Origin of the sequence: Pullulanibacillus sp. KACC 23026 (assembly GCF_029094525.1) — a bacterium.
Taxonomy (GTDB): domain Bacteria; phylum Bacillota; class Bacilli; order Bacillales; family Sporolactobacillaceae; genus KACC-23026.
On record NZ_CP119107.1, the window covers coordinates 4,654,819 to 4,674,635 of the forward strand.

The window sequence follows — 19,817 nt, forward strand, 5'->3', positions numbered from 1 at the left end:
TTTTTTGCGCAAAAAAGAAAGTCAGGTAATTTATTCTTCGTCTCTTAACCCTAAGCCAAGATCCGCTAGTTTTTCTTGAACCTCTTCCAAGGATTTACGACCTAGATTACGCACTTTCATCATATCTTCCTCGGATTTTTGCGTTAATTCCTGCACCGTATTAATGCCAGCACGTTTGAGACAGTTGTAAGAACGGACGGAAAGATCCAATTCTTCAATTGTCATTTCAAGCACTTTTTCTTTTTGGTCTTCTTCTTTCTCAACCATAATTTCAGCAGTTAAGGCTTGATCCGTTAAACCAACAAAAATATTAAGGTGTTCAGTAATAATTTTTGCGCCAAGGGAAACAGCTTCTTCAGGTCTAATGCTTCCGTCAGTCCAAACATCGAGGGTTAATTTGTCGTAGTTAGTTACTTGACCGACACGCGTGTTTTCAACTTGATAGTTGACCCTTTTTACAGGGGTATAGATCGAATCAATTGGGATAACTCCAATTGGCAATTCATCGTGCTTGTTGCCTTCCGCAGGTACATATCCTCGACCCTTTTTGGCCATAAGCTTCGCATGGAAACGAGTATCACCCGAAAGCGTCGCAATGACTAGATCTGGATTTAATATTTCGACATCACTATCATGAATAATGTCAGCCGCGGTGACTTGGCCTTCACGTTGAACGTCAATTTCTAATGTCTTCTCCTCATCGGAGTAGAGCTTCATAGCTAGGCCTTTAATGTTGAGAATAATGGCGGTCACATCCTCAACGACCCCGTCCATCGTGGTGAACTCATGTAAAACATTATCAAACTGAACGGATGTCACGGCAGCACCTGGGAGGGATGATAAGAGTATACGGCGAAGAGAATTGCCCAAAGTGGTCCCATAGCCACGCTCTAGAGGCTCTACCACAAATTTTCCGTATGTGGCATCCTCGCTGATCTCAATCGTTTCGATCTTTGGCTTTTCGATTTCTATCATTCCAATAAACCCTCCTTCAAACGTCGAAATCTAAGGTTAATATCTTTTTAAAACCCAAGATTTCCCGTAACTCCCTATGGGCATGCATTATTTCCTAATAAACTGTCTCGTCCTAACGAGAATGTTCAAATGTTGGAGACTCACATGCTTGTGAGTCCTAACTATTCGAACCTATCTCTAAGCATAGCTACCATTATTGACAGATTTGCAGAAAATATACCCAAATAATACTATACGCGACGGCGTTTTGGTGGACGACATCCGTTGTGTGGAACAGGAGTTACGTCACGAATGGCGGTGACTTCGAGTCCAACTGCTTGAAGTGCGCGAATCGCAGCTTCACGACCAGCGCCAGGGCCTTTTACTGAAACCTCAAGAGATTTTAAGCCATGCTCTTGAGCCGCTTTACCGGCTGTTTCAGCAGCAGTTTGTGCAGCAAATGGAGTCGATTTACGAGAACCTTTAAAACCAAGTCCGCCTGCACTTGCCCAAGAAACGGCATTACCATGTGCATCCGTAATAGTAACAATAGTGTTGTTAAAAGTTGAACGGATATGCGCAATTCCATTTTCAATATTCTTTTTGACACGACGTTTACGGTTACGAGTATCTTTACGTTTTGCCATGAAAGCTTATACCTCCTTCTTATTTTTTCTTATTAGCGATTGTGCGACGTGGGCCCTTACGAGTACGTGAGTTGTTCTTTGTATTTTGACCACGAACAGGCAAGCCGCGACGATGACGAAGACCACGGTAAGCACCAATTTCAATTAGACGTTTAATGTTAAGAGATACTTCACGTCGAAGATCTCCTTCCACTTTAATCCTGTCGATTTGTTCACGAATACGGCCAAGTTCTTCTTCAGTAAGATCGCGAACACGAGTCTCTTCAGAAACATTAGCAGCTTTAAGAATTTGTTGAGCTGTTGTTTTACCGATTCCGTAAATGTAAGTTAAAGAAATTACTACACGTTTTTCTCTCGGAATATCAATACCAGCAATACGTGCCAAAGAGTGACACCTCCTTATTTTTTAAATCATTAACCTTGTTTTTGTTTATGTTTTGGGTTTTCGCAAATAACCATAACGGTTCCTTTTCGGCGAATAACCTTGCATTTTTCACAAATAGGTTTTACTGATGGTCTAACCTTCATTGTTAAAACCTCCTTAAAAGGCGGTCTCTCCTACTTTAAACGGTAGGTAATTCGACCGCGAGTTAAATCGTACGGCGATAATTCTACCCTAACTTTGTCTCCAGGTAAAATACGAATGTAGTGCATCCTTAATTTACCTGCGATGTGAGCAAGAATTTTGTGCCCGTTTTCTAATTCTACACGAAACATTGCATTAGGCAAAGGTTCTATGACGGTGCCTTCTAACTCAATGACATCTTCTTTAGCCATCGATCGATTCACCCTTCCTTTGGTCACTGACTTGTTCATCCAAAAACTTGGATATGGCAAATCTCAACTTGCCGTTCGTGACTTTTCCGGTTTCATAGATGCTGTTCTTTACTTCGTTAGAGATAAAGGGCTGAATTTCTAAGTGGTTGAGATTTTTCCGCTTCGCTCTATCGAACTTCCGCTTATCACCATCTGCAATTTCCACAAAGCGCTCATTCAACACTTTAACTATTACACAGTATTTTCCAGCATCCCTACCTTTTAAAACACGGACAACATGCCCTGGTTTGGGACTCGGTTCAGGAATACTATCCAATTCCTCATCACCTTCGCTTACGGCTTAGTTAAGATTTCAAACCCATCTTCGGTTACCGCAACGGTGTGCTCAAAATGAGCAGACCAACTGCCATCTTCTGTTACTATCGTCCATTCATCATCAAGCAAACTGATCAAACGACGACCACTGTTAACCATTGGTTCCACAGCGAGAACCATTCCCGGTACAAGTTTAGGACCATGATTAGGTGGACCGTAATTTGGAACATCAGGATCTTCATGCAAGTCTCTTCCCACACCATGGCCAACCATCTCACGAACTACGGAGAACCCATGCTTTTCAACATGCTGCTGAATTGCATGAGAAATTGACGTGAGACGTGTGTTAGGTCTGATTTGTTCAAGACCAGCATACAAGGCGTCTTCAGTTACTTGAAGCAGCCTTTCATGATCACTTGAAATGGTTCCAATTGGATACGTCCACGCTGAGTCACCATGGTAACCATTATAAAGAGCGCCGATATCAATACTGATGATATCTCCGTTCTTTAATACCCTATTTCCAGGAATCCCATGCACGACTTCTTCATTTACCGAGGTACAGATGCTTCCTTTAAACCCATTATAACCTTTAAAAGATGGGGAAGCCCCCTGGCTTTTAATGAATCGCTCGGCAATGGCGTCTAACTCACTTGTTGTGATACCTGGTTGAAGATGGGGTTTTAACGTCTGATGCGTGAGGGCGACAATTCGCCCGGCATCACGCATGATGCGAATTTCCCTCGGAGTCTTTCGGATGATCACACGTTCAAGCTCCCCAAAATCGTTTCAATCGACTCGAATACGTCCTCAATGTCGCGGTCGCCGTCGATTTCTTGTAAACACCCTTGATGACTATAAAAATCAAGCAAAGGTTGTTGTTGTTTGGCATTTACTTCAAGACGAGCTGTGACGGTTTCTTCTTTGTCGTCAGGTCGTTGATGCAGGTCACCGCCGCATTTATCGCAAACGCCCTCTTTAGCGGGTGGATTAAAGACTAGATGGTAGGTAGCTCCACATTGACTGCAGATCCGACGCCCCGTTAAACGAGCCATCAGTTTACTTTGATCCATCTTAATATAAAGAACAGCATCTATGCGTCGACCGGTATCCGCTAGAATTCGTTCCAAGCTCTCGGCTTGAGCGACTGTTCTAGGAAAACCGTCAAGAAGAAAACCTTCCTTACAATCATCCTTCGCAAGTCTCTCGTTGACGATGCCAACAGTGACTTCGTCCGGAACTAGCTCTCCTTTATCCATATACCTTTTGGCTTCTAAACCAAGTCCTGTTTCATCTTTGATCGCTTGACGAAACATGTCACCGGTTGAGATATGGGGCAGACCGTACTTTTCAACGATGCGTTCAGCTTGTGTCCCTTTTCCTGCGCCTGGTAATCCCATTAATATGAGGTTCATACTACCCCTCCATTTCTGGTCAGCATCATTTAAAACGACTTACCGTTTAATAAAGCCGCGATAATGGCGCTTAACAAGCTGACTTTCAATCCGTTTCATGATATCAAGTGCAACACCTGTCACAATGAGCAAGCTCGTTCCACCGATTCTGATGTTAGCTGGAAGGTTTGCTATGTCGACAAAAAGCATCGGCAAGACAGCAATGATAGCTAAGAAGATTGAGCCGGCAAGCGTTAAACGGTACAAAATTTTTGTGATATATTTCTCAGTACTTTTACCTGGGCGAATACCTGGAATATAACCGCCTTGCTTCTTAAGGTTATCCGCCATTTGCTCCGGATTCACCTGTACGAAGGTGTAAAAATACGTAAAGGCTATGATTAACAGGGCATAAAGGATCATCCCTGTAATGGTAGTATAGTCAAAAGTATTAATAATCCAGCGTGTTACATTGTTTTGTGGAAAAAACTGAGCAATTGTTCTAGGAGTGATTAAAAGTGATATCGCAAAGATGACCGGAATAACCCCTGCAGCATTCACTTTAATTGGTAAGTGAGTGGTCTCGCCACCATATGTCCCAGTTGTTCGTTTGGCATACTGAATTGGAATTTTTCTATAACCTTGCTGGATGTAGATCGTCCCAATAATGACAGCTAGAATAACTGCAACAAACACTAACGCATAAATAACTTCCAAGAATATATTGCTTGCGCTGGTAAATTTCTGAGCATATATCTGATTAATTGCTCCAGGTATACGGGCCACAATCCCTCCAAAGATGATAACGGAAATACCGTTGCCTACACCATGTGAAGTGATTTGTTCACCAAGCCACATGAGGAATGAGGTCCCAGCTGTAAGAACTAAAGCAATTAAAAGATAAGAGGCAATACCCGGACTTTTAATCAATCCTGGGAATTGCGCATTAAAACCTATGGACATACCTAAGGCTTGAATAAAGCCTAAAATAACGGTCCCATAGCGTGTGACTTGGGCAAGCTTACGTCTTCCCATCTCACCTTGTTTTGACCACTCAGTAAATTTTGGTATTACATCCATTTGCAAGAGCTGCACGATAATGGATGACGTGATGTAAGGCATGATCCCCATTGTGAGAATGGAAAAGTTTTGTAGGGCTCCACCACCAAAGGTGTTAAGGAATCCAAAAACAGAGTTATCCGCAAACGAGATAACAGATGCGTCGACACCTGGAACAGGAATAAATGTCCCTATTCTATAAATAACAAGCATCAACAATGTGAAGATGATTTTATTTCGAATGTCAGCCACACGCACAATATTGGAGATCGTACGAAACATTAGATCACCTCTGCTTGACCGCCAGCTGCTTCAATAGCCGCTTTTGCGGAGTCAGAGAACTTATGAGCCTTAACAGTCAATTTGACTTGTAATTGGCCGCTGCCTAGAATTTTTACACCGTCTTTAACTTGTTTAATTACGCGTGTTTCTAGCAAAAGTTCTGGAGTCACTTCTGTACCCTCAGCAAAGCGATTAAGTGTTTCAAGGTTAACAATTTCGTACACTTTACGGTTCGGATTTGTAAATCCACGCTTAGGTAAGCGTTGAATCAAAGGCATTTGTCCTCCTTCAAAACCAGGACGTACACCGCCGCCAGAACGAGACTTTTGTCCTTTTTGGCCACGACCGCTTGTTTTACCTAAACCAGAGCCGTTACCACGTCCGACACGCTTGCGTTCTTTACGGGAACCTTGTGCAGGTTGTAACTCATGAAGTTTCATATTGGCACCTCCTCGAAAATTACTTTTTATGCGTCGATTTCGTTCACTTTCACCAAGTGAGCGACCTTATTAATCATACCTCGGATGGACGGATTGTCTTCGTGGACAACAGTTTGGTTAGTCTTAGTAAGACCAAGCGTTCTTACTGTCACACGTTGACTTGGTAAGCGTCCAATGACACTACGAGTGAGGGTAATTTCCAATTTTTTAGCCATAATGGTCCCTCCCTTATCCTAACAATTCTTCTACTGATTTGCCACGAAGCTTCGCAACATCTTCTTTGCGCTTAAGGCCTTTGATACCTTCAATTGTCGCACGCACCATGTTAATTGGATTGTTCGAGCCAAGTGATTTAGAAACGATATCACCAATACCTGCAAGCTCAAGTACCGCACGAACAGGGCCACCAGCGATGATTCCTGTACCTTCTGGAGCTGGCTTTAATAGAACATTGCCGGCACCAAAACGACCCGTTACCTGATGTGGAATTGTCGTTTTTACGATTGGCACAGTAATAAGATTTTTTTTCGCATCTTCAACAGCTTTACGAATAGCTTCTGGAACTTCTTGTGCTTTACCCATTCCAAAGCCAACCTGCCCTTTTTTGTCACCAACAACAACGAGGGCAGCAAAACGGAAACGACGACCACCTTTTACAACCTTAGCAACACGGTTGATCGTCACGACACGTTCTTCAAATTCTGACTTGTTACGATCACGGTTTTGCATGGATTCCCCTCCTTTTATTAGAATTCAAGACCCGCTTCACGAGCTGCATCAGCTAGTGCTTGGATACGTCCATGATAGAGATAGCCTCCACGGTCGAAAACGACTTTAGTTACGCCTTTTTCAACGGCAAGCTTAGCAACTGCTTCACCGACTTTTTTAGCAGCTTCAACATCATTACCTTTTTCAAGCTTTAATGAAGAAGCAGAAACGATCGTTGAGCTTGATTCGTCATTTATTAATTGCGCATAGATGTGTTTAGAAGAGCGGAACACGTTTAAACGTGGACGTGCTGCAGTTCCGACTACTTTCGTACGCACATGCTGATGACGCTTTTTACGCACAGCGTTCTTGTTAGGCTTAGTAATCATAGCCTTTAGTCACTCCTTTCAACAGGCTTTATTTACCAGTTTTACCCTCTTTACGACGTACTTTTTCGCCTTCGTAGCGAATCCCTTTACCTTTGTAAGGTTCAGGAGGACGTACAGCGCGGATGTTTGCTGCTACTGCACCAACGCGCTCTTTGCTGATCCCTTTAACGGATACTTTGTTGTTACCCTGTACTTCAATATCAATTCCTTCTTCTGGAACGATTTCAACAGGATGGGAGTAACCCACGTTAAGGACGAGGTTCTTTCCTTGTTTGCTTGCACGATAACCGACCCCTACAAGCTCAAGGTTGCGCTCATAACCTTTTGTAACACCTTGAACCATATTGCTGATCAAGCTGCTAGTTGTTCCGTGTAATGATTTGTGAGCCTTAGAATCAGATGGGCGTGAAACTTGAATGGTATTGTCAGTCATTTCAATTTTCATTTCTGGATGAAAGTTGAAAGAAAGTTCACCTTTTGGCCCCTTAACAGTAACTGCATTATCTTCACCAATTGTAACGGTCACGTCATTTGGTACTTCTGTAGGTTTTAAACCAATACGAGACATCGTGACACCTCCATTCTCTTTTAGCTTTTACCAAACGTATGCAAGGACTTCTCCGCCAACGCTTTGTTTGCGAGCATCCTTATCTGTGAGGATCCCTTTGGAAGTTGACACAATTGCAATTCCTAATCCGCCAAGTACGCGTGGTACTTCATCGGCTTTCGCATAAACGCGAAGACCTGGTTTACTGATACGCTTCAATCCAGAGATTACTTTCTCTTGGTTTGGACCATATTTTAAGAAAATGCGAATCATGCCTTGTTTGTTGTCCTCAACATATTCAACTTCTTTAATGAAACCTTCTTGTTTGAGGATTTCAGCAATTTCTCTTTTCAACTTAGAGCCTGGCACTTCTAGAGACTCATGACGCACATTGTTTGCATTTCGGATACGTGTAAGCATATCTGCGATTGGATCTGTCATGACCATTCGAATGACCTCCTTCCCTTAACTTCGCTTTACCAACTGGCTTTTTTAACGCCCGGTATTTGTCCTTTGTAAGCCAATTCCCGGAAGCAAATACGGCATAGTTTAAATTTGCGAAGAACTGAATGCGGACGACCGCAACGTTGACAACGCGTATATTCACGAACATCATATTTCTTAGGTCGATTTGCTTTAGCAATCATCGATTTCTTAGCCATACTTTCCCTCCTTGCATTCCGTTATTTTCTGAATGGCATCCCGAGTAATGTGAGTAACTCACGAGCTTCTTCATCTGTTTTAGCGGTAGTAACGATAACGATATCCATACCGCGGACTTTATCGACTTTATCATAATCAATTTCTGGGAAAATAAGTTGTTCTCTCACGCCTAGTGTGTAGTTACCGCGACCATCAAAAGCTTTAGAAGAAACACCGCGGAAGTCACGTACACGAGGTAGTGAAACTGAGACAAGCTTATCAAGAAATTCAAACATTCTTGTTTTACGAAGCGTTACTTTTGCTCCGATTGGCATCCCTTCACGCAATTTGAAACCAGCAATTGATTTCTTTGCGCGAGTGATGACTGGCTTTTGCCCAGAAAGTGCATTTAGTTCTTCAACAGCGTTGTCAAGTACTTTTGCATTTTGAACAGCTTCACCAACACCCATGTTGATGACAACTTTCTCGATGGTAGGTACTTCCATAATGCTTTTATAATTAAATTTCTCCATCAATGCAGGAACAATCTCTTTTGTATACTTTTCTTGCAAGCGATTCATTCATTTAACCTCCTTTCACGTCGACTTATTTATCCAACGGGTTGCCGGTTTTTTTCGCGATGCGCACCTTTTTGCCGTCCACTTCTTTATAACCAACTCGAGTAGGCTCATTGGTCTTAGGATCTAATGGCATAACATTAGAAACATGAATTGGAGCTTCCATATCAATGATGCCACCCTGTGGATTTAATTGAGAAGGTTTAGCATGCTTCTTAACAATGTTAATTCCTTCTACTAATACGCGTTCGCGGCCTGGATAAGCTTCAAGAATGACGCCTTGTTTGCCTTTATCTTTACCAGAGATAACTTGAACTTTATCTCCTTTTTTAACATGCAATTTATTAGCCATGGTGGTTGACGCACCTCCTCTTTGTTCAAAATCGAACTTTATAGTACTTCCGGAGCGAGCGAAACAATTTTCATAAATTGTTTATCACGCAACTCACGAGCCACTGGTCCGAAAATACGAGTACCACGTGGACTCTTATCATCACGGATAATTACCGCTGCATTTTCATCAAAACGGATATAAGAACCATCAACACGACGAACGCCGCGGCGTGTGCGAACGATAACTGCTTTCACAACGTCACCCTTCTTAACAACGCCTCCGGGTGTTGCTTGTTTCACCGTTGCAACAATCACATCCCCAATGTTAGCCGTTTTACGACCAGATCCACCTAAAACTTTGATGGTTAGGATCTCACGGGCACCTGAATTATCCGCTACTTTCAAGCGAGTTTCTTGTTGGATCATTCAAAAGACCTCCCTTCGGGTAGAGAAACAAAATTAAATAATAACTGCTTCTTCAATTATCTCAATGAGACGATAACGTTTATCTTTAGAAAGCGGGCGAGTTTCCATAATGCGGACGATATCGCCGATTTTCGCTTTGTTTTCTTCATCGTGAGCTTTATATTTCTTAGAATACTTTACACGTTTTCCGTACAAAGTATCTTTTTTGTAAGTTTCAACTAAAACAGTAATTGTTTTATCCATTTTATCTGAAACAACACGACCTACATATACTTTGCGGCTATTACGCTCTTCAGCCATTCAAAGGATCCTCCTTTCAGATTAACCGTTTTGGATGTTTAATTCACGTTCACGAACAACGGTTTTCGCACGCGCAATTGACTTGCGCACTTCGCGAATCCGGGCTGTGTTTTCCAATTGGCCAGTTGCTAATTGGAAACGAAGATTAAATAATTCTTCTTTTAAAGTCTTGAGCTGTTGTTCAATCTCGGCAGTGGTCAAATTACGGATTTCAATTGCATTCATCAGACGTCACCACCCATTTCTTCGCGTTTAACGAATTTCGTTTTTACAGGAAGTTTATGTGAAGCAAGACGAAGCGCTTCTCTTGCAATTTCTTCAGATACGCCGCCAACTTCAAACATGATTTTACCTGGTTTTACAACAGCAACCCAGCCTTCTGGAGCACCTTTACCGGAACCCATACGAACCTCTAGAGGTTTTTTAGTATAAGGCTTTTGTGGGAAAATTTTAATCCAAACTTTACCGCCACGCTTCATGTAACGTGTCATGGCAATACGGGCAGCTTCAATTTGGCGAGATGTGATCCAAGAAGCAGTTGTAGCTTGTAGACCATATTCACCGAATGAAACCTCAGTACCGCCTTTAGCGTTCCCGCGCATTTTTCCACGGTGTTGTCTACGGTATTTTACACGTTTAGGCATTAACATGATTATTGGCCTCCTTCCTTGTTGTTCGTTCCTTTCGTCGGAAGGACTTCACCGCGATAGATCCAGACTTTAACACCGAGCTTACCATAAGTAGTATCGGCTTCTGCTGTTCCGTAATCAATATCTGCACGAAGCGTATGAAGCGGAACAGTTCCTTCGCTGTAGTCCTCTGAACGCGCGATATCAGCACCGCCTAGACGACCAGAAACTTGCGTTTTGATCCCCTTAGCACCAGCACGCATAGCGCGAGTAAGTGTTTGCTTTTGAGCACGACGCCAAGAAACACGACTTTCAAGTTGACGTGCAATATTTTCAGCAACAAGCTTTGCATCAAGGTCAGCTTGCTTGATTTCAAAGATATTAACGTGAACGCGTTTGCCTGTTAATTCGTTAAGGGATTTACGAAGTGCTTCGACTTCGGAACCACCTTTACCGATAACCATTCCTGGCTTAGCTGTTCTGATGGTGACATTAATTCGGTTAGCTGCACGCTCAAGCTCAATCCCTGAAACAGCAGCGTCTTTTAAACGATTTTCAACATACTCGCGAATCTTGATGTCTTCTAATAGGTAATCTGCATAGTTTTTATCAGCGTACCATTTTGATTCCCAATCACGAATGACACCAATTCGCAAACCTATTGGATGAACTTTTTGTCCCACGCATTATCCCTCCTTTTTTTCTGAAACAATAACGGTAATGTGGCTTGTACGTTTGTTAATACGGCTTGCACGTCCCATAGCACGAGGGCGGAAACGTTTCATAGTAGCACCTTCATCAACAAATACTTTTTCTACCACAAGATTATTAGCATCTAATTCATAATTGTGTTCAGCATTCGCAACAGCAGATTTTAAGACTTTCTCTACAATTGGAGATGCTGCTTTTGGCGTATTGCGCAAAATCGCAAAGGCCTCGCCAACCTGCTTACCACGAATAAGATCAACGACTAAGCGTGCTTTACGTGGAGCGACTCGAACTTGTCGAGCAATTGCTTTAGCTTGCATGCATGTGCCTCCTCTCGTTAACGACCTGTTTTCCTGTCATCTTTGGAGTGTCCGCGATAAGTACGAGTTGGAGCGAATTCACCCAATTTGTGACCGACCATATCTTCAGTTACATAAACCGGAACATGCTTACGACCGTCATATACAGCTAGTGTATGACCAATAAATTCCGGAAAAATAGTTGAACGTCTTGACCATGTCTTTACAACTTTTTTCTCACTGTTTTCATTCATTGCTTCCACTTTCTTCATCAAGTGATCGTCAACGAATGGTCCTTTTTTTAAACTGCGACCCATTTGGTCAACCTCCTTCCACTGCTCGGATTCGGGTTATTACTTCTTCTTACGGCGACGAACGATAAATTTATTTGAAGCCTTGTTCTTTTTACGTGTTTTAAGACCTAGAGTTGGTTTACCCCAAGGACTCATTGGTGATTTACGTCCAATTGGTGCACGTCCTTCACCACCACCATGCGGGTGATCGTTAGGGTTCATAACAGAACCACGGACAGTTGGACGAATACCTTTCCAACGCGAACGACCTGCTTTACCTACAACAACTAGCTCGTGCTCTAAGTTCCCGACTTGACCGACAGTTGCGCGGCAAGTTTCAAGAATCATACGCACTTCACCAGAGTTAAGGCGAACAAGTACATATTTATCTTCTTTACCAAGAATTTGAGCTTCAGCACCTGCTGAACGCACAAGCTGACCGCCGAACCCTGGCTTAAGTTCGATATTGTGGATAACAGTACCCACAGGGATGTTTTTAAGTGGCAGTGCATTACCCACTTTGATGTCAGCATCTGGACCAGAAACGATGGTTGTTCCGACAGTAAGACCCTTTGGTGCTAAGATATAACGCTTTTCACCATCTACATAGTGAATAAGAGCAATATTAGCAGTACGGTTTGGATCGTACTCAATCGTAGCAACGCGTCCAGGAATGCCATCCTTGTTACGTTTGAAATCGATGATACGGTATTTTCTTTTGTGACCGCCACCTTGATGGCGCACTGTTAATTTACCTTGGTTGTTACGTCCTGCTTTTTTTGGAAGAGGAGCAAGCAAGGATTTTTCCGGCTTATCAGTAGTGATATCACTGAAATCTAATGATGACATGTTGCGTCGACCGTTAGATGTCGGTTTGTATTTTTTAATCGCCATGAACGTTTACCTCCTTCTTTGTTGATTAGACGCCTTCGTAGAACTCGAGTTCTTTGCTGTCCGGCGTTAATGTAACAATAGCTTTTTTCTTAACAGACGTATAACCGCTGTGACGGCCAACGCGCTTTGGTTTTGCTTTTGTAGTCAAAGTGTTCACATTTGACACTTTCACTCCGAAAATCTCTTCAACTGCACGTTTGATTTCGGATTTATTAGAACGCTTGTCGACAATAAAAGTGTATTTTTTCTCAGCCATTAATTGCGTGGAACGTTCTGTAATTACAGGGCTTTGGATAATATCGCGAGCATCTTTCATTAACCAAGCACCTCCTCTAAATGACGAGCAGCTTCTTCAGTCAAAATCAACTTGTTGTAGTTAACTACATCAAGAACGTTGACTTGATCAGCTGAAATCAGCTTAACTGATGGGATGTTGCGTGCAGATAAGGCTGCTGCTTCATCAGGTTTTCCAGTCACAACTAATGCTTTCTCATTGACTTTAAGATCACTTAAAATTTGAACAAAAGCCTTAGTTTTTGGCGACTCGATTGAGATTGAGTTAAGAACGATCGTTTCGTTGTCTTTTACTTTTGAAGATAAAGCGGATTTGATTGCTAAGCGTCTAACCTTCTTAGGAAGTTTGTAGCTGTAGCTTCTTGGTGTAGGTCCGAAAACCGTACCACCGCCTACCCATTGTGGTGAACGAATAGATCCTTGACGAGCACGTCCTGTTCCTTTTTGGCGCCATGGTTTACGGCCGCCGCCTCGAACTGCCGAACGATTTTTGGTAGCATGTGTTCCTTGACGCTGTGAAGCTTGTTGCATGACGATTGCATCATAGACAACATGTTCATTTGGTTCAATTCCAAAAACGGAATCGTTTAATTCAATATCACCAACCGCTTTACCGGTTTGATCTAAAAGTTGAACCTTTGGCATGAAAGCATCCCCCTTTCTTATTTAGCTTCTTTTGCTTTTACAGCTGTTTTGATTTCGATATAGCTTTTCTTAGCGCCTGGTACATTCCCTTTAATCAAAAGAAGATTACGTTCTGTATCTACTTTAACAATTTCAAGGTTTTGTACAGTGATTCTTTCTCCGCCCATGCGCCCTGGTAATGCTTTACCTTTAAATACACGCATTGCATCAATTGCACCCATAGAACCAGGACGACGGTGATAACGTGAACCGTGAGCCATAGGTCCTCTTGATTGGTTGTGACGTTTGATTGAACCTTGGAACCCTTTACCTTTGGAAGTCCCTGTTACATCAACAACGTCTCCTGCATTAAAAATATCCACCTTAACTTCTTGGCCTACTTGATAGTCACCAAGATTTACGTTACGGAACTCCTTAACGAAGCGCTTAGGTGTTGTGTTTGCTTTTTCAGCATGGCCTTTTTCAGGTTTGTTTGAACGCACTCCTTTCTTGTCGTCGAAACCGAGCTGAACAGCCTCATAACCATCATTCTCAACCGTTCTTAATTGAAGAATAACGTTTGGCGTAGCTTCAACAACTGTTACAGGAACAACTTCCCCTGCCTCAGTAAAGATTTGCGTCATGCCGAGCTTGCGGCCTAAGATTCCTTTGGACATCCGTAAACACCTCCTAAAAATAACTTAATTTCTGTATTATAATTTGATTTCAATGTCGACACCAGATGGTAAATCTAAACGCATAAGTGAATCCACTGTTTGCGGTGTTGGATTTACAATATCGATTAAACGCTTATGCGTGCGCATCTCGAACTGTTCACGAGAATCCTTATATTTATGGACCGCACGTAAAATCGTATAAATCGATTTTTCAGTAGGTAACGGAATTGGTCCAGATACCTTTGCACCAGAACGTTTTGCTGTTTCAACGATCTTTTCTGCTGATTGATCCAAAATACGGTGATCATAAGCTTTCAAACGAATGCGTATTTTTTGCTTTGCCATTGTATTCCCTCCTTTATCGCCCATTTTATGAAATAGACTAACTCCGCGAAAATTTCCCGTATACACTAGCCATGGCAAAGGGGCCGGGTGTATCCGCAACCTTCCGCATCATCGCTAAAACCAACATTTCCTATTATATAAAAAAAACTAGGCAAAATCAAGTTTTTCTTGAACATTATAGGGGTTATTACACTAGGAATCAATTGGTATTTAACAGTTAGCATCTCACATTTCTGTTTAGCAACAGACCAACTAAGTATACAGATTTTATGCATAAAAATCAAGTAGCTAATCATAAGTTCTATTAAAGAAGTCTTACTTACCGCTTACTATGGTGGGAACACACCTTTTTGGGCAGTTATTCTTTCAGCCGAGGTGTGTTCTCTCAAATATACAAAGAGGTCTGTCCCTTCATTTATTTATAAACAAAAAAGACGCCCCGAGAGGCGTCTTCCTTTTAAAGATTTAATTATGCAATGATTGAAGCTACAACGCCAGCGCCTACTGTACGGCCGCCTTCACGAATAGAGAACTTAGTTCCGTCTTCGATCGCGATTGGAGCAATCAATTCTACAGTCATTTCAACGTTATCGCCAGGCATAACCATTTCAGTACCTTCTGGAAGCATGATTGTTCCAGTTACATCAGTTGTACGGAAATAGAATTGTGGACGGTAGTTAGAGAAGAATGGAGTGTGACGTCCACCTTCTTCTTTTGAAAGAACGTAAACTTCTGCTTTGAACTTAGTGTGAGCTTTTACAGTACCTGGCTTTACAAGCACTTGTCCACGCTCAACTTCTTCACGGTCAACACCACGAAGAAGAGCACCAATGTTGTCGCCAGCTTCAGCGAAGTCGAGAAGCTTACGGAACATTTCAACACCAGTTACAGTAGTTTGCTTAGGCTCTTCAGTTAGACCAAGGATCTCAACTACATCGCCAACTTTAACCACACCACGCTCAACACGACCAGTAGCAACAGTACCACGTCCAGTGATAGAGAATACGTCCTCAACTGGCATCATGAATGGCTTGTCAGTATCACGTTCTGGAGTTGGGATGTACTCATCAACTTGAGTCATAAGTTCGATGATTTTTTCTTCATAAGCAGCATCGCCTTGAAGAGCTTTAAGAGCAGAACCTGCAACAACTGGTACATCGTCACCAGGGAAGTCGTACTCAGAAAGAAGATCACGAACTTCCATTTCTACTAATTCAAGAAGTTCTTCGTCATCAACCATGTCTACTTTGTTCAAGAAAACAACGATCGAAGGAACACCAACTTGACGAGAAAGAAGGATGTGCTCACGAGTTTGAGGCATTGGACCATCAGCTGCAGATACAACTAAGATCGCGCCGTCCATTTGAGCAGCACCAGTGATCATGTTCTTAACGTAGTCAGCATGTCCTGGGCAGTCAACGTGTGCGTAGTGACGTGCATCAGTTTCGTACTCAACGTGTGCAGTAGAGATTGTGATACCACGTTCTCTTTCTTCTGGAGCACCGTCGATTTGATCATAACCGCGAGCTTCCGCTTTACCGCTCTTTGCAAGAACAGTAGTGATAGCAGCAGTTAAAGTAGTTTTACCATGGTCAACGTGACCAATTGTTCCGATATTAACGTGTGGCTTAGAACGGTCAAATTTAGCTTTTCCCATTATGGATGTCCTCCTTTTAAATAAAGAAAGTTAATTTTATATGTGTCTAAGGTGGTGGCGCGTTATGCACTCCCACCCTAGCTTACAATAATGTTAGGTGTTTCACAACATTTGAATCTATGAATTAGCGACCGCCGGCATTTTTCTTGATAATTTCTTCAGCAATGGACTTTGGTACTTCTTCATAGTGGTCGAAGTGCATTGTGTAAGTACCGCGACCTTGTGTTGCAGAACGAAGAGTTGTAGCATATCCAAACATCTCAGATAGTGGAACCATAGCTTTAACCACTTGAGCGCCGGAACGTGCTTCCATACCTTCAACACGGCCACGGCGACTTGTGATGTCACCCATGATATCCCCAAGATATTCTTCAGGAATAACGACTTCTACCTTCATGACTGGCTCAAGGATAACTGGCTTACACACTTCTTTAGCTTTTTTAAGAGCCATAGAAGCTGCAATTTTAAACGCCATCTCATTTGAGTCAACATCATGGTAAGAACCATCATAAAGAGTTGCGCGAACGTCGATAACAGGGTATCCAGCTAGAAGACCATTTTGAAGCGCTTCTTCTACACCAGCACCAACCGCTGGGATGTATTCACGCGGAACAACACCACCAACAACCTTATCAACAAACTCAAAACCGCCGCCTTCTTCAAGTGGTTCAAACTCAATCCAAACGTGACCAAATTGACCACGACCACCGGATTGACGGACGAACTTACCTTCACACTTACCAGCTTGACGGATTGTTTCACGGTAAGCTACCTGTGGTGCACCTACATTAGCTTCAACTTTGAATTCACGGCGCATACGGTCAACAATGATGTCAAGGTGAAGTTCACCCATACCAGAGATGATCGTTTGTCCTGTTTCTTCATTTGTTTCAGTTCTGAATGTAGGATCTTCTTCAGCAAGCTTAGCAAGTGCTTGACCCATCTTATCTTGGTCTGCTTTCGATTTTGGCTCGATTGCGACCGAAATAACTGGCTCTGGGAATTGCATGGATTCCAAGATAACTTGGTTCTTTTCATCACATAGCGTATCCCCTGTAGTTGTATCCTTCAAACCAACTGCCGCTGCAATATCACCCGAGAATACTTCTTTTATTTCAGCACGAGTGTTTGCGTGCATTTGGAGAATACGTCCAAGACGCTCACGCTTACCTTTTGTTGAGTTCATGATGTATGAACCTGCTTCTGCCTTACCAGAATACACTCGGAAGAAAGTTAACTTACCAACGAATGGATCTGTCATAACTTTAAATGCAAGAGCAGAGAAAGGACCATTATCATCTGCTTTACGAGTTACTTCTTCTTCCGTATCAACCAACACACCCTTAATTGGAGGGATGTCGAGTGGAGATGGTAAGTAATCGATAACAGCATCCAATACTAATTGAACACCTTTGTTTTTAAAGGCTGAACCGCAAAGTACTGGGTAGAATTCAACATTACAAGTACCTTTACGGATACCTGCTTTTAATTCTTCTACAGTAATTTCTTCACCCTCAAGGTATTTCATCATAAGCTCTTCGTCAAGCTCAGCAACAGCCTCAACTAGCTTATCACGCCATTCTTGAGCAAGTTCTTTGTGCTCATCAGGAATGTCACCTTGAGTAATGTTTGTCCCTAGGTCATCTTCATAGAAATAAGCCTTCATTTCTACAAGATCAATGATTCCGTTAAACTCATCCTCAGCACCGATTGGAAGTTGAATTGGATGAGCGTTTGCTTGCAAGCGATCGTGCAATGTTTTCGTTGAAAATAGGAAATCGGCACCGATTTTATCCATTTTGTTAACAAAAACAACACGAGGTACGTGATAGGTCGTTGCTTGACGCCAAACTGTTTCAGTTTGAGGTTCAACACCAGATTGTGCATCCAGTACAGCAACCGCACCATCAAGCACACGCAATGAACGCTCAACTTCAACTGTGAAGTCTACGTGTCCTGGGGTGTCAATAATATTAACTCGGTGATCATTCCATTGAGCGGTTGTAGCAGCTGACGTGATCGTGATCCCACGTTCTTGTTCTTGCTCCATCCAGTCCATTTGGGAAGCACCTTCGTGTGTTTCACCAATCTTGTGAATACGGCCAGAATAGAATAGGATACGCTCAGTAGTCGTTGTTTTACCAGCATCAATGTGTGCCATGATCCCGATATTTCTTGTTTTCTCAAGGGAGAATTCTCTTGCCATGGGTCTCTCTCCTTTCTCTTATGTTCTGTATTACCAGCGATAATGCGCGAACGCTTTATTCGCTTCTGCCATTTTGTGCATATCTTCACGCTTCTTAACAGATGCACCAGTGTTATTAGAAGCATCAATGATTTCATTAGCTAAACGCTCAACCATTGTCTTCTCACCGCGCAGACGTGAATAGTTTACAAGGTAACGCAGACCAAGAGTTGTACGACGTTCAGGACGCACCTCAACTGGTACTTGGTAGTTAGCACCACCAACACGACGAGCGCGTACTTCTAGAACTGGCATAACGTTTTTAAGAGCTTGATCAAATACCTCCATCGGATCTTGGCTGGTGCGTTCTTTGATCAAATCAAATGCTTTATAGAGAATGGTTTGGGCTTTTCCGCGCTTTCCATCTTCCATAATACGGTTGATTAAACGTGTAACCAATTTCGAATTATATAGTGGATCTGGTAAAACATCTCTTCTTTCAACAGGACCTTTGCGTGGCATAGGTTCCCCTCCTTTCAAGATTGGTTAATTCATCTACAGGCTTTCTTTTAAAAGAGAACCTTATTTTTGTTTAGGACGCTTAGCGCCGTATTTAGAACGAGCTTGCATACGGTTGTTAACACCAGCAGTATCAAGCGCACCACGAATGATGTGATAACGTACCCCTGGAAGGTCTTTTACACGGCCTCCGCGAATAAGAACTACACTGTGTTCTTGAAGGTTATGGCCAATACCAGGAATATAAGCTGTTACTTCAATCCCGTTAGTCAAACGAACACGCGCATATTTACGCAATGCTGAGTTTGGCTTCTTAGGAGTCATCGTCCCTACACGAGTACAAACCCCACGTTTTTGCGGTGAAGAAAGATCAGTCAAGGATTTCTTGAAACTGTTGTACCCTTTATTTAAAGCAGGAGAGTCAGACTTTCTTGTTTTGGATTGACGTCCAGTGCGGACAAGTTGGTTAATAGTTGGCATGAATTATTTCCTCCTTTCAAATATATAAATCTAGACCCACAGATCCAGGTGAATCATTTTTTGGCAAAAAAACAGGACATAAGAAAAACCCAAGCCGCCCTATTTTTCTAAGGCAATAATAGCAGCGCCGACATCTATGCCACATGCACGACCAAGCTTCTTCATTGAATCCACTTCAGAGATGGTAATGCCTTTCTCCTGAGCGAGTTCAAGAACCTTATTCGTCACGTGATTGTCAGCATCTGAGGCAAAGACGATCTCAGATACACGCCCTTCTTTTAAAGCCTTAAGGGATTGTTTGGTGCCTATAACAATATTGTTTTTGGCCTGTGTTACTTTTTCATAAGACATTGGAGATCCTCCAAAGCAACAAGGTATTTCAGAGCACCCAATCATAATAGCATTGGGTACCCTGCCTTGTC

35 protein-coding genes are annotated in these 19,817 nt (G+C 42.5%); all 35 read right to left on the minus strand.

The window, feature by feature from the left end; all coding sequences use genetic code 11:
* Nucleotides 1-30: 30 nt before the first annotated feature.
* A complete protein-coding gene (locus PU629_RS21625; protein ID WP_275282077.1) occupies nt 31-975 on the minus strand; it encodes a DNA-directed RNA polymerase subunit alpha in 945 nt (314 codons plus the stop codon).
* A 230-nt stretch (nt 976-1,205) separates the two neighbouring features.
* The gene (gene rpsK, locus PU629_RS21630; RefSeq protein WP_275282078.1) at nt 1,206-1,601 is read right to left on the minus strand and encodes a 30S ribosomal protein S11; all 396 of its coding nucleotides are present in this window, start codon (nt 1,599-1,601) and stop codon (nt 1,206-1,208) included.
* Between the two features lie 19 nt (nt 1,602-1,620).
* Complete coding sequence (gene rpsM, locus PU629_RS21635) at nt 1,621-1,986, minus strand: 30S ribosomal protein S13 (RefSeq protein ID WP_275282079.1); 366 nt, start codon at nt 1,984-1,986, stop codon at nt 1,621-1,623.
* A gap of 29 nt (nt 1,987-2,015) precedes the next feature.
* The gene (gene rpmJ / locus PU629_RS21640; RefSeq protein WP_003322638.1) at nt 2,016-2,129 is read right to left on the minus strand and encodes a 50S ribosomal protein L36; all 114 of its coding nucleotides are present in this window, start codon (nt 2,127-2,129) and stop codon (nt 2,016-2,018) included.
* A 30-nt stretch (nt 2,130-2,159) separates the two neighbouring features.
* Nucleotides 2,160-2,378: a translation initiation factor IF-1 gene (infA, locus tag PU629_RS21645; RefSeq protein WP_275282081.1), complete on the minus strand. Its 219-nt coding sequence runs from the start codon at nt 2,376-2,378 to the stop codon at nt 2,160-2,162.
* Nucleotides 2,371-2,694, minus strand: a complete 324-nt coding sequence (locus PU629_RS21650; RefSeq protein ID WP_275282082.1) for a KOW domain-containing RNA-binding protein — start codon at nt 2,692-2,694, stop codon at nt 2,371-2,373. The genes infA and PU629_RS21650 overlap by 8 nt, the downstream gene beginning before the upstream one ends.
* Before the next feature lie 17 nt (nt 2,695-2,711).
* A complete protein-coding gene (gene map, locus PU629_RS21655) occupies nt 2,712-3,458 on the minus strand; it encodes a type I methionyl aminopeptidase (RefSeq protein ID WP_275282083.1) in 747 nt (248 codons plus the stop codon).
* Entirely contained in the window at nt 3,455-4,108 is a 654-nt protein-coding gene (locus PU629_RS21660; protein WP_275282084.1) for an adenylate kinase, read from the minus strand. The genes map and PU629_RS21660 overlap by 4 nt, the downstream gene beginning before the upstream one ends.
* A 39-nt stretch (nt 4,109-4,147) precedes the next feature.
* Entirely contained in the window at nt 4,148-5,428 is a 1,281-nt protein-coding gene (secY, locus tag PU629_RS21665) for a preprotein translocase subunit SecY (protein WP_275282085.1), read from the minus strand.
* The gene (gene rplO / locus PU629_RS21670) at nt 5,428-5,868 is read right to left on the minus strand and encodes a 50S ribosomal protein L15 (protein WP_275282086.1); all 441 of its coding nucleotides are present in this window, start codon (nt 5,866-5,868) and stop codon (nt 5,428-5,430) included. Before rplO ends, secY begins: the two co-directional genes overlap by 1 nt.
* A 26-nt stretch (nt 5,869-5,894) precedes the next feature.
* Nucleotides 5,895-6,083 (minus strand): 50S ribosomal protein L30, encoded by a 189-nt coding sequence (gene rpmD, locus PU629_RS21675; RefSeq protein ID WP_275282087.1) that lies wholly within the window; start codon nt 6,081-6,083, stop codon nt 5,895-5,897.
* Between the two features lie 13 nt (nt 6,084-6,096).
* Complete coding sequence (gene rpsE, locus PU629_RS21680; protein WP_275282088.1) at nt 6,097-6,597, minus strand: 30S ribosomal protein S5; 501 nt, start codon at nt 6,595-6,597, stop codon at nt 6,097-6,099.
* Between the two features lie 17 nt (nt 6,598-6,614).
* Nucleotides 6,615-6,965 carry a 50S ribosomal protein L18 gene (gene rplR, locus PU629_RS21685; RefSeq protein ID WP_275282089.1) on the minus strand — a complete coding sequence of 117 codons (351 nt, stop codon included), beginning with the start codon at nt 6,963-6,965 and terminating at the stop codon, nt 6,615-6,617.
* A gap of 28 nt (nt 6,966-6,993) precedes the next feature.
* Nucleotides 6,994-7,533, minus strand: a complete 540-nt coding sequence (gene rplF / locus PU629_RS21690; protein WP_275282090.1) for a 50S ribosomal protein L6 — start codon at nt 7,531-7,533, stop codon at nt 6,994-6,996.
* Between the two features lie 27 nt (nt 7,534-7,560).
* Nucleotides 7,561-7,959 carry a 30S ribosomal protein S8 gene (gene rpsH, locus PU629_RS21695; RefSeq protein WP_275282091.1) on the minus strand — a complete coding sequence of 133 codons (399 nt, stop codon included), beginning with the start codon at nt 7,957-7,959 and terminating at the stop codon, nt 7,561-7,563.
* Nucleotides 7,960-7,988: 29 nt separating this feature from the next.
* A complete protein-coding gene (locus PU629_RS21700) occupies nt 7,989-8,174 on the minus strand; it encodes a type Z 30S ribosomal protein S14 (RefSeq protein WP_275282092.1) in 186 nt (61 codons plus the stop codon).
* A gap of 21 nt (nt 8,175-8,195) precedes the next feature.
* Entirely contained in the window at nt 8,196-8,735 is a 540-nt protein-coding gene (gene rplE / locus PU629_RS21705) for a 50S ribosomal protein L5 (RefSeq protein WP_275282093.1), read from the minus strand.
* Nucleotides 8,736-8,760: 25 nt separating this feature from the next.
* Nucleotides 8,761-9,072 (minus strand): 50S ribosomal protein L24, encoded by a 312-nt coding sequence (gene rplX / locus PU629_RS21710; protein ID WP_275284513.1) that lies wholly within the window; start codon nt 9,070-9,072, stop codon nt 8,761-8,763.
* A 50-nt stretch (nt 9,073-9,122) separates the two neighbouring features.
* A complete protein-coding gene (gene rplN / locus PU629_RS21715) occupies nt 9,123-9,491 on the minus strand; it encodes a 50S ribosomal protein L14 (RefSeq protein ID WP_275282094.1) in 369 nt (122 codons plus the stop codon).
* 33 nt (nt 9,492-9,524) lie between these two features.
* Nucleotides 9,525-9,791: a 30S ribosomal protein S17 gene (gene rpsQ / locus PU629_RS21720; RefSeq protein WP_275282095.1), complete on the minus strand. Its 267-nt coding sequence runs from the start codon at nt 9,789-9,791 to the stop codon at nt 9,525-9,527.
* Between the two features lie 21 nt (nt 9,792-9,812).
* The gene (gene rpmC / locus PU629_RS21725; protein ID WP_275282097.1) at nt 9,813-10,016 is read right to left on the minus strand and encodes a 50S ribosomal protein L29; all 204 of its coding nucleotides are present in this window, start codon (nt 10,014-10,016) and stop codon (nt 9,813-9,815) included.
* A complete protein-coding gene (rplP, locus tag PU629_RS21730; RefSeq protein ID WP_275282098.1) occupies nt 10,016-10,441 on the minus strand; it encodes a 50S ribosomal protein L16 in 426 nt (141 codons plus the stop codon). The genes rpmC and rplP overlap by 1 nt, the downstream gene beginning before the upstream one ends.
* A 2-nt stretch (nt 10,442-10,443) precedes the next feature.
* Nucleotides 10,444-11,103 (minus strand): 30S ribosomal protein S3, encoded by a 660-nt coding sequence (rpsC, locus tag PU629_RS21735; RefSeq protein WP_275282099.1) that lies wholly within the window; start codon nt 11,101-11,103, stop codon nt 10,444-10,446.
* Between the two features lie 3 nt (nt 11,104-11,106).
* Nucleotides 11,107-11,448 (minus strand): 50S ribosomal protein L22, encoded by a 342-nt coding sequence (gene rplV / locus PU629_RS21740; RefSeq protein WP_275282100.1) that lies wholly within the window; start codon nt 11,446-11,448, stop codon nt 11,107-11,109.
* Between the two features lie 17 nt (nt 11,449-11,465).
* Nucleotides 11,466-11,744 (minus strand): 30S ribosomal protein S19, encoded by a 279-nt coding sequence (gene rpsS / locus PU629_RS21745; RefSeq protein WP_275282101.1) that lies wholly within the window; start codon nt 11,742-11,744, stop codon nt 11,466-11,468.
* 36 nt (nt 11,745-11,780) lie between these two features.
* Nucleotides 11,781-12,614 carry a 50S ribosomal protein L2 gene (gene rplB, locus PU629_RS21750; RefSeq protein WP_275282102.1) on the minus strand — a complete coding sequence of 278 codons (834 nt, stop codon included), beginning with the start codon at nt 12,612-12,614 and terminating at the stop codon, nt 11,781-11,783.
* 25 nt (nt 12,615-12,639) lie between these two features.
* Nucleotides 12,640-12,930 (minus strand): 50S ribosomal protein L23, encoded by a 291-nt coding sequence (gene rplW, locus PU629_RS21755; protein WP_275282103.1) that lies wholly within the window; start codon nt 12,928-12,930, stop codon nt 12,640-12,642.
* On the minus strand, nt 12,930-13,553 hold the full coding sequence (rplD, locus tag PU629_RS21760) for a 50S ribosomal protein L4 (RefSeq protein WP_275282104.1): 624 nt from the start codon (nt 13,551-13,553) through the stop codon (nt 12,930-12,932). The genes rplW and rplD overlap by 1 nt, the downstream gene beginning before the upstream one ends.
* 17 nt (nt 13,554-13,570) lie before the next feature.
* Complete coding sequence (gene rplC, locus PU629_RS21765; protein WP_275282105.1) at nt 13,571-14,209, minus strand: 50S ribosomal protein L3; 639 nt, start codon at nt 14,207-14,209, stop codon at nt 13,571-13,573.
* Between the two features lie 36 nt (nt 14,210-14,245).
* On the minus strand, nt 14,246-14,554 hold the full coding sequence (gene rpsJ / locus PU629_RS21770) for a 30S ribosomal protein S10 (RefSeq protein WP_275282106.1): 309 nt from the start codon (nt 14,552-14,554) through the stop codon (nt 14,246-14,248).
* A 469-nt stretch (nt 14,555-15,023) separates the two neighbouring features.
* On the minus strand, nt 15,024-16,211 hold the full coding sequence (tuf, locus tag PU629_RS21775) for an elongation factor Tu (RefSeq protein WP_275282107.1): 1,188 nt from the start codon (nt 16,209-16,211) through the stop codon (nt 15,024-15,026).
* 124 nt (nt 16,212-16,335) lie between these two features.
* A complete protein-coding gene (gene fusA / locus PU629_RS21780) occupies nt 16,336-18,417 on the minus strand; it encodes an elongation factor G (protein ID WP_275282108.1) in 2,082 nt (693 codons plus the stop codon).
* Nucleotides 18,418-18,447: 30 nt separating this feature from the next.
* The gene (gene rpsG / locus PU629_RS21785) at nt 18,448-18,918 is read right to left on the minus strand and encodes a 30S ribosomal protein S7 (RefSeq protein ID WP_275282109.1); all 471 of its coding nucleotides are present in this window, start codon (nt 18,916-18,918) and stop codon (nt 18,448-18,450) included.
* A gap of 60 nt (nt 18,919-18,978) precedes the next feature.
* Nucleotides 18,979-19,395 (minus strand): 30S ribosomal protein S12, encoded by a 417-nt coding sequence (gene rpsL, locus PU629_RS21790; RefSeq protein WP_275282110.1) that lies wholly within the window; start codon nt 19,393-19,395, stop codon nt 18,979-18,981.
* Between the two features lie 99 nt (nt 19,396-19,494).
* Nucleotides 19,495-19,746: a 50S ribosomal protein L7ae-like protein gene (locus PU629_RS21795; protein WP_275282111.1), complete on the minus strand. Its 252-nt coding sequence runs from the start codon at nt 19,744-19,746 to the stop codon at nt 19,495-19,497.
* Nucleotides 19,747-19,817 lie beyond the last annotated feature (71 nt).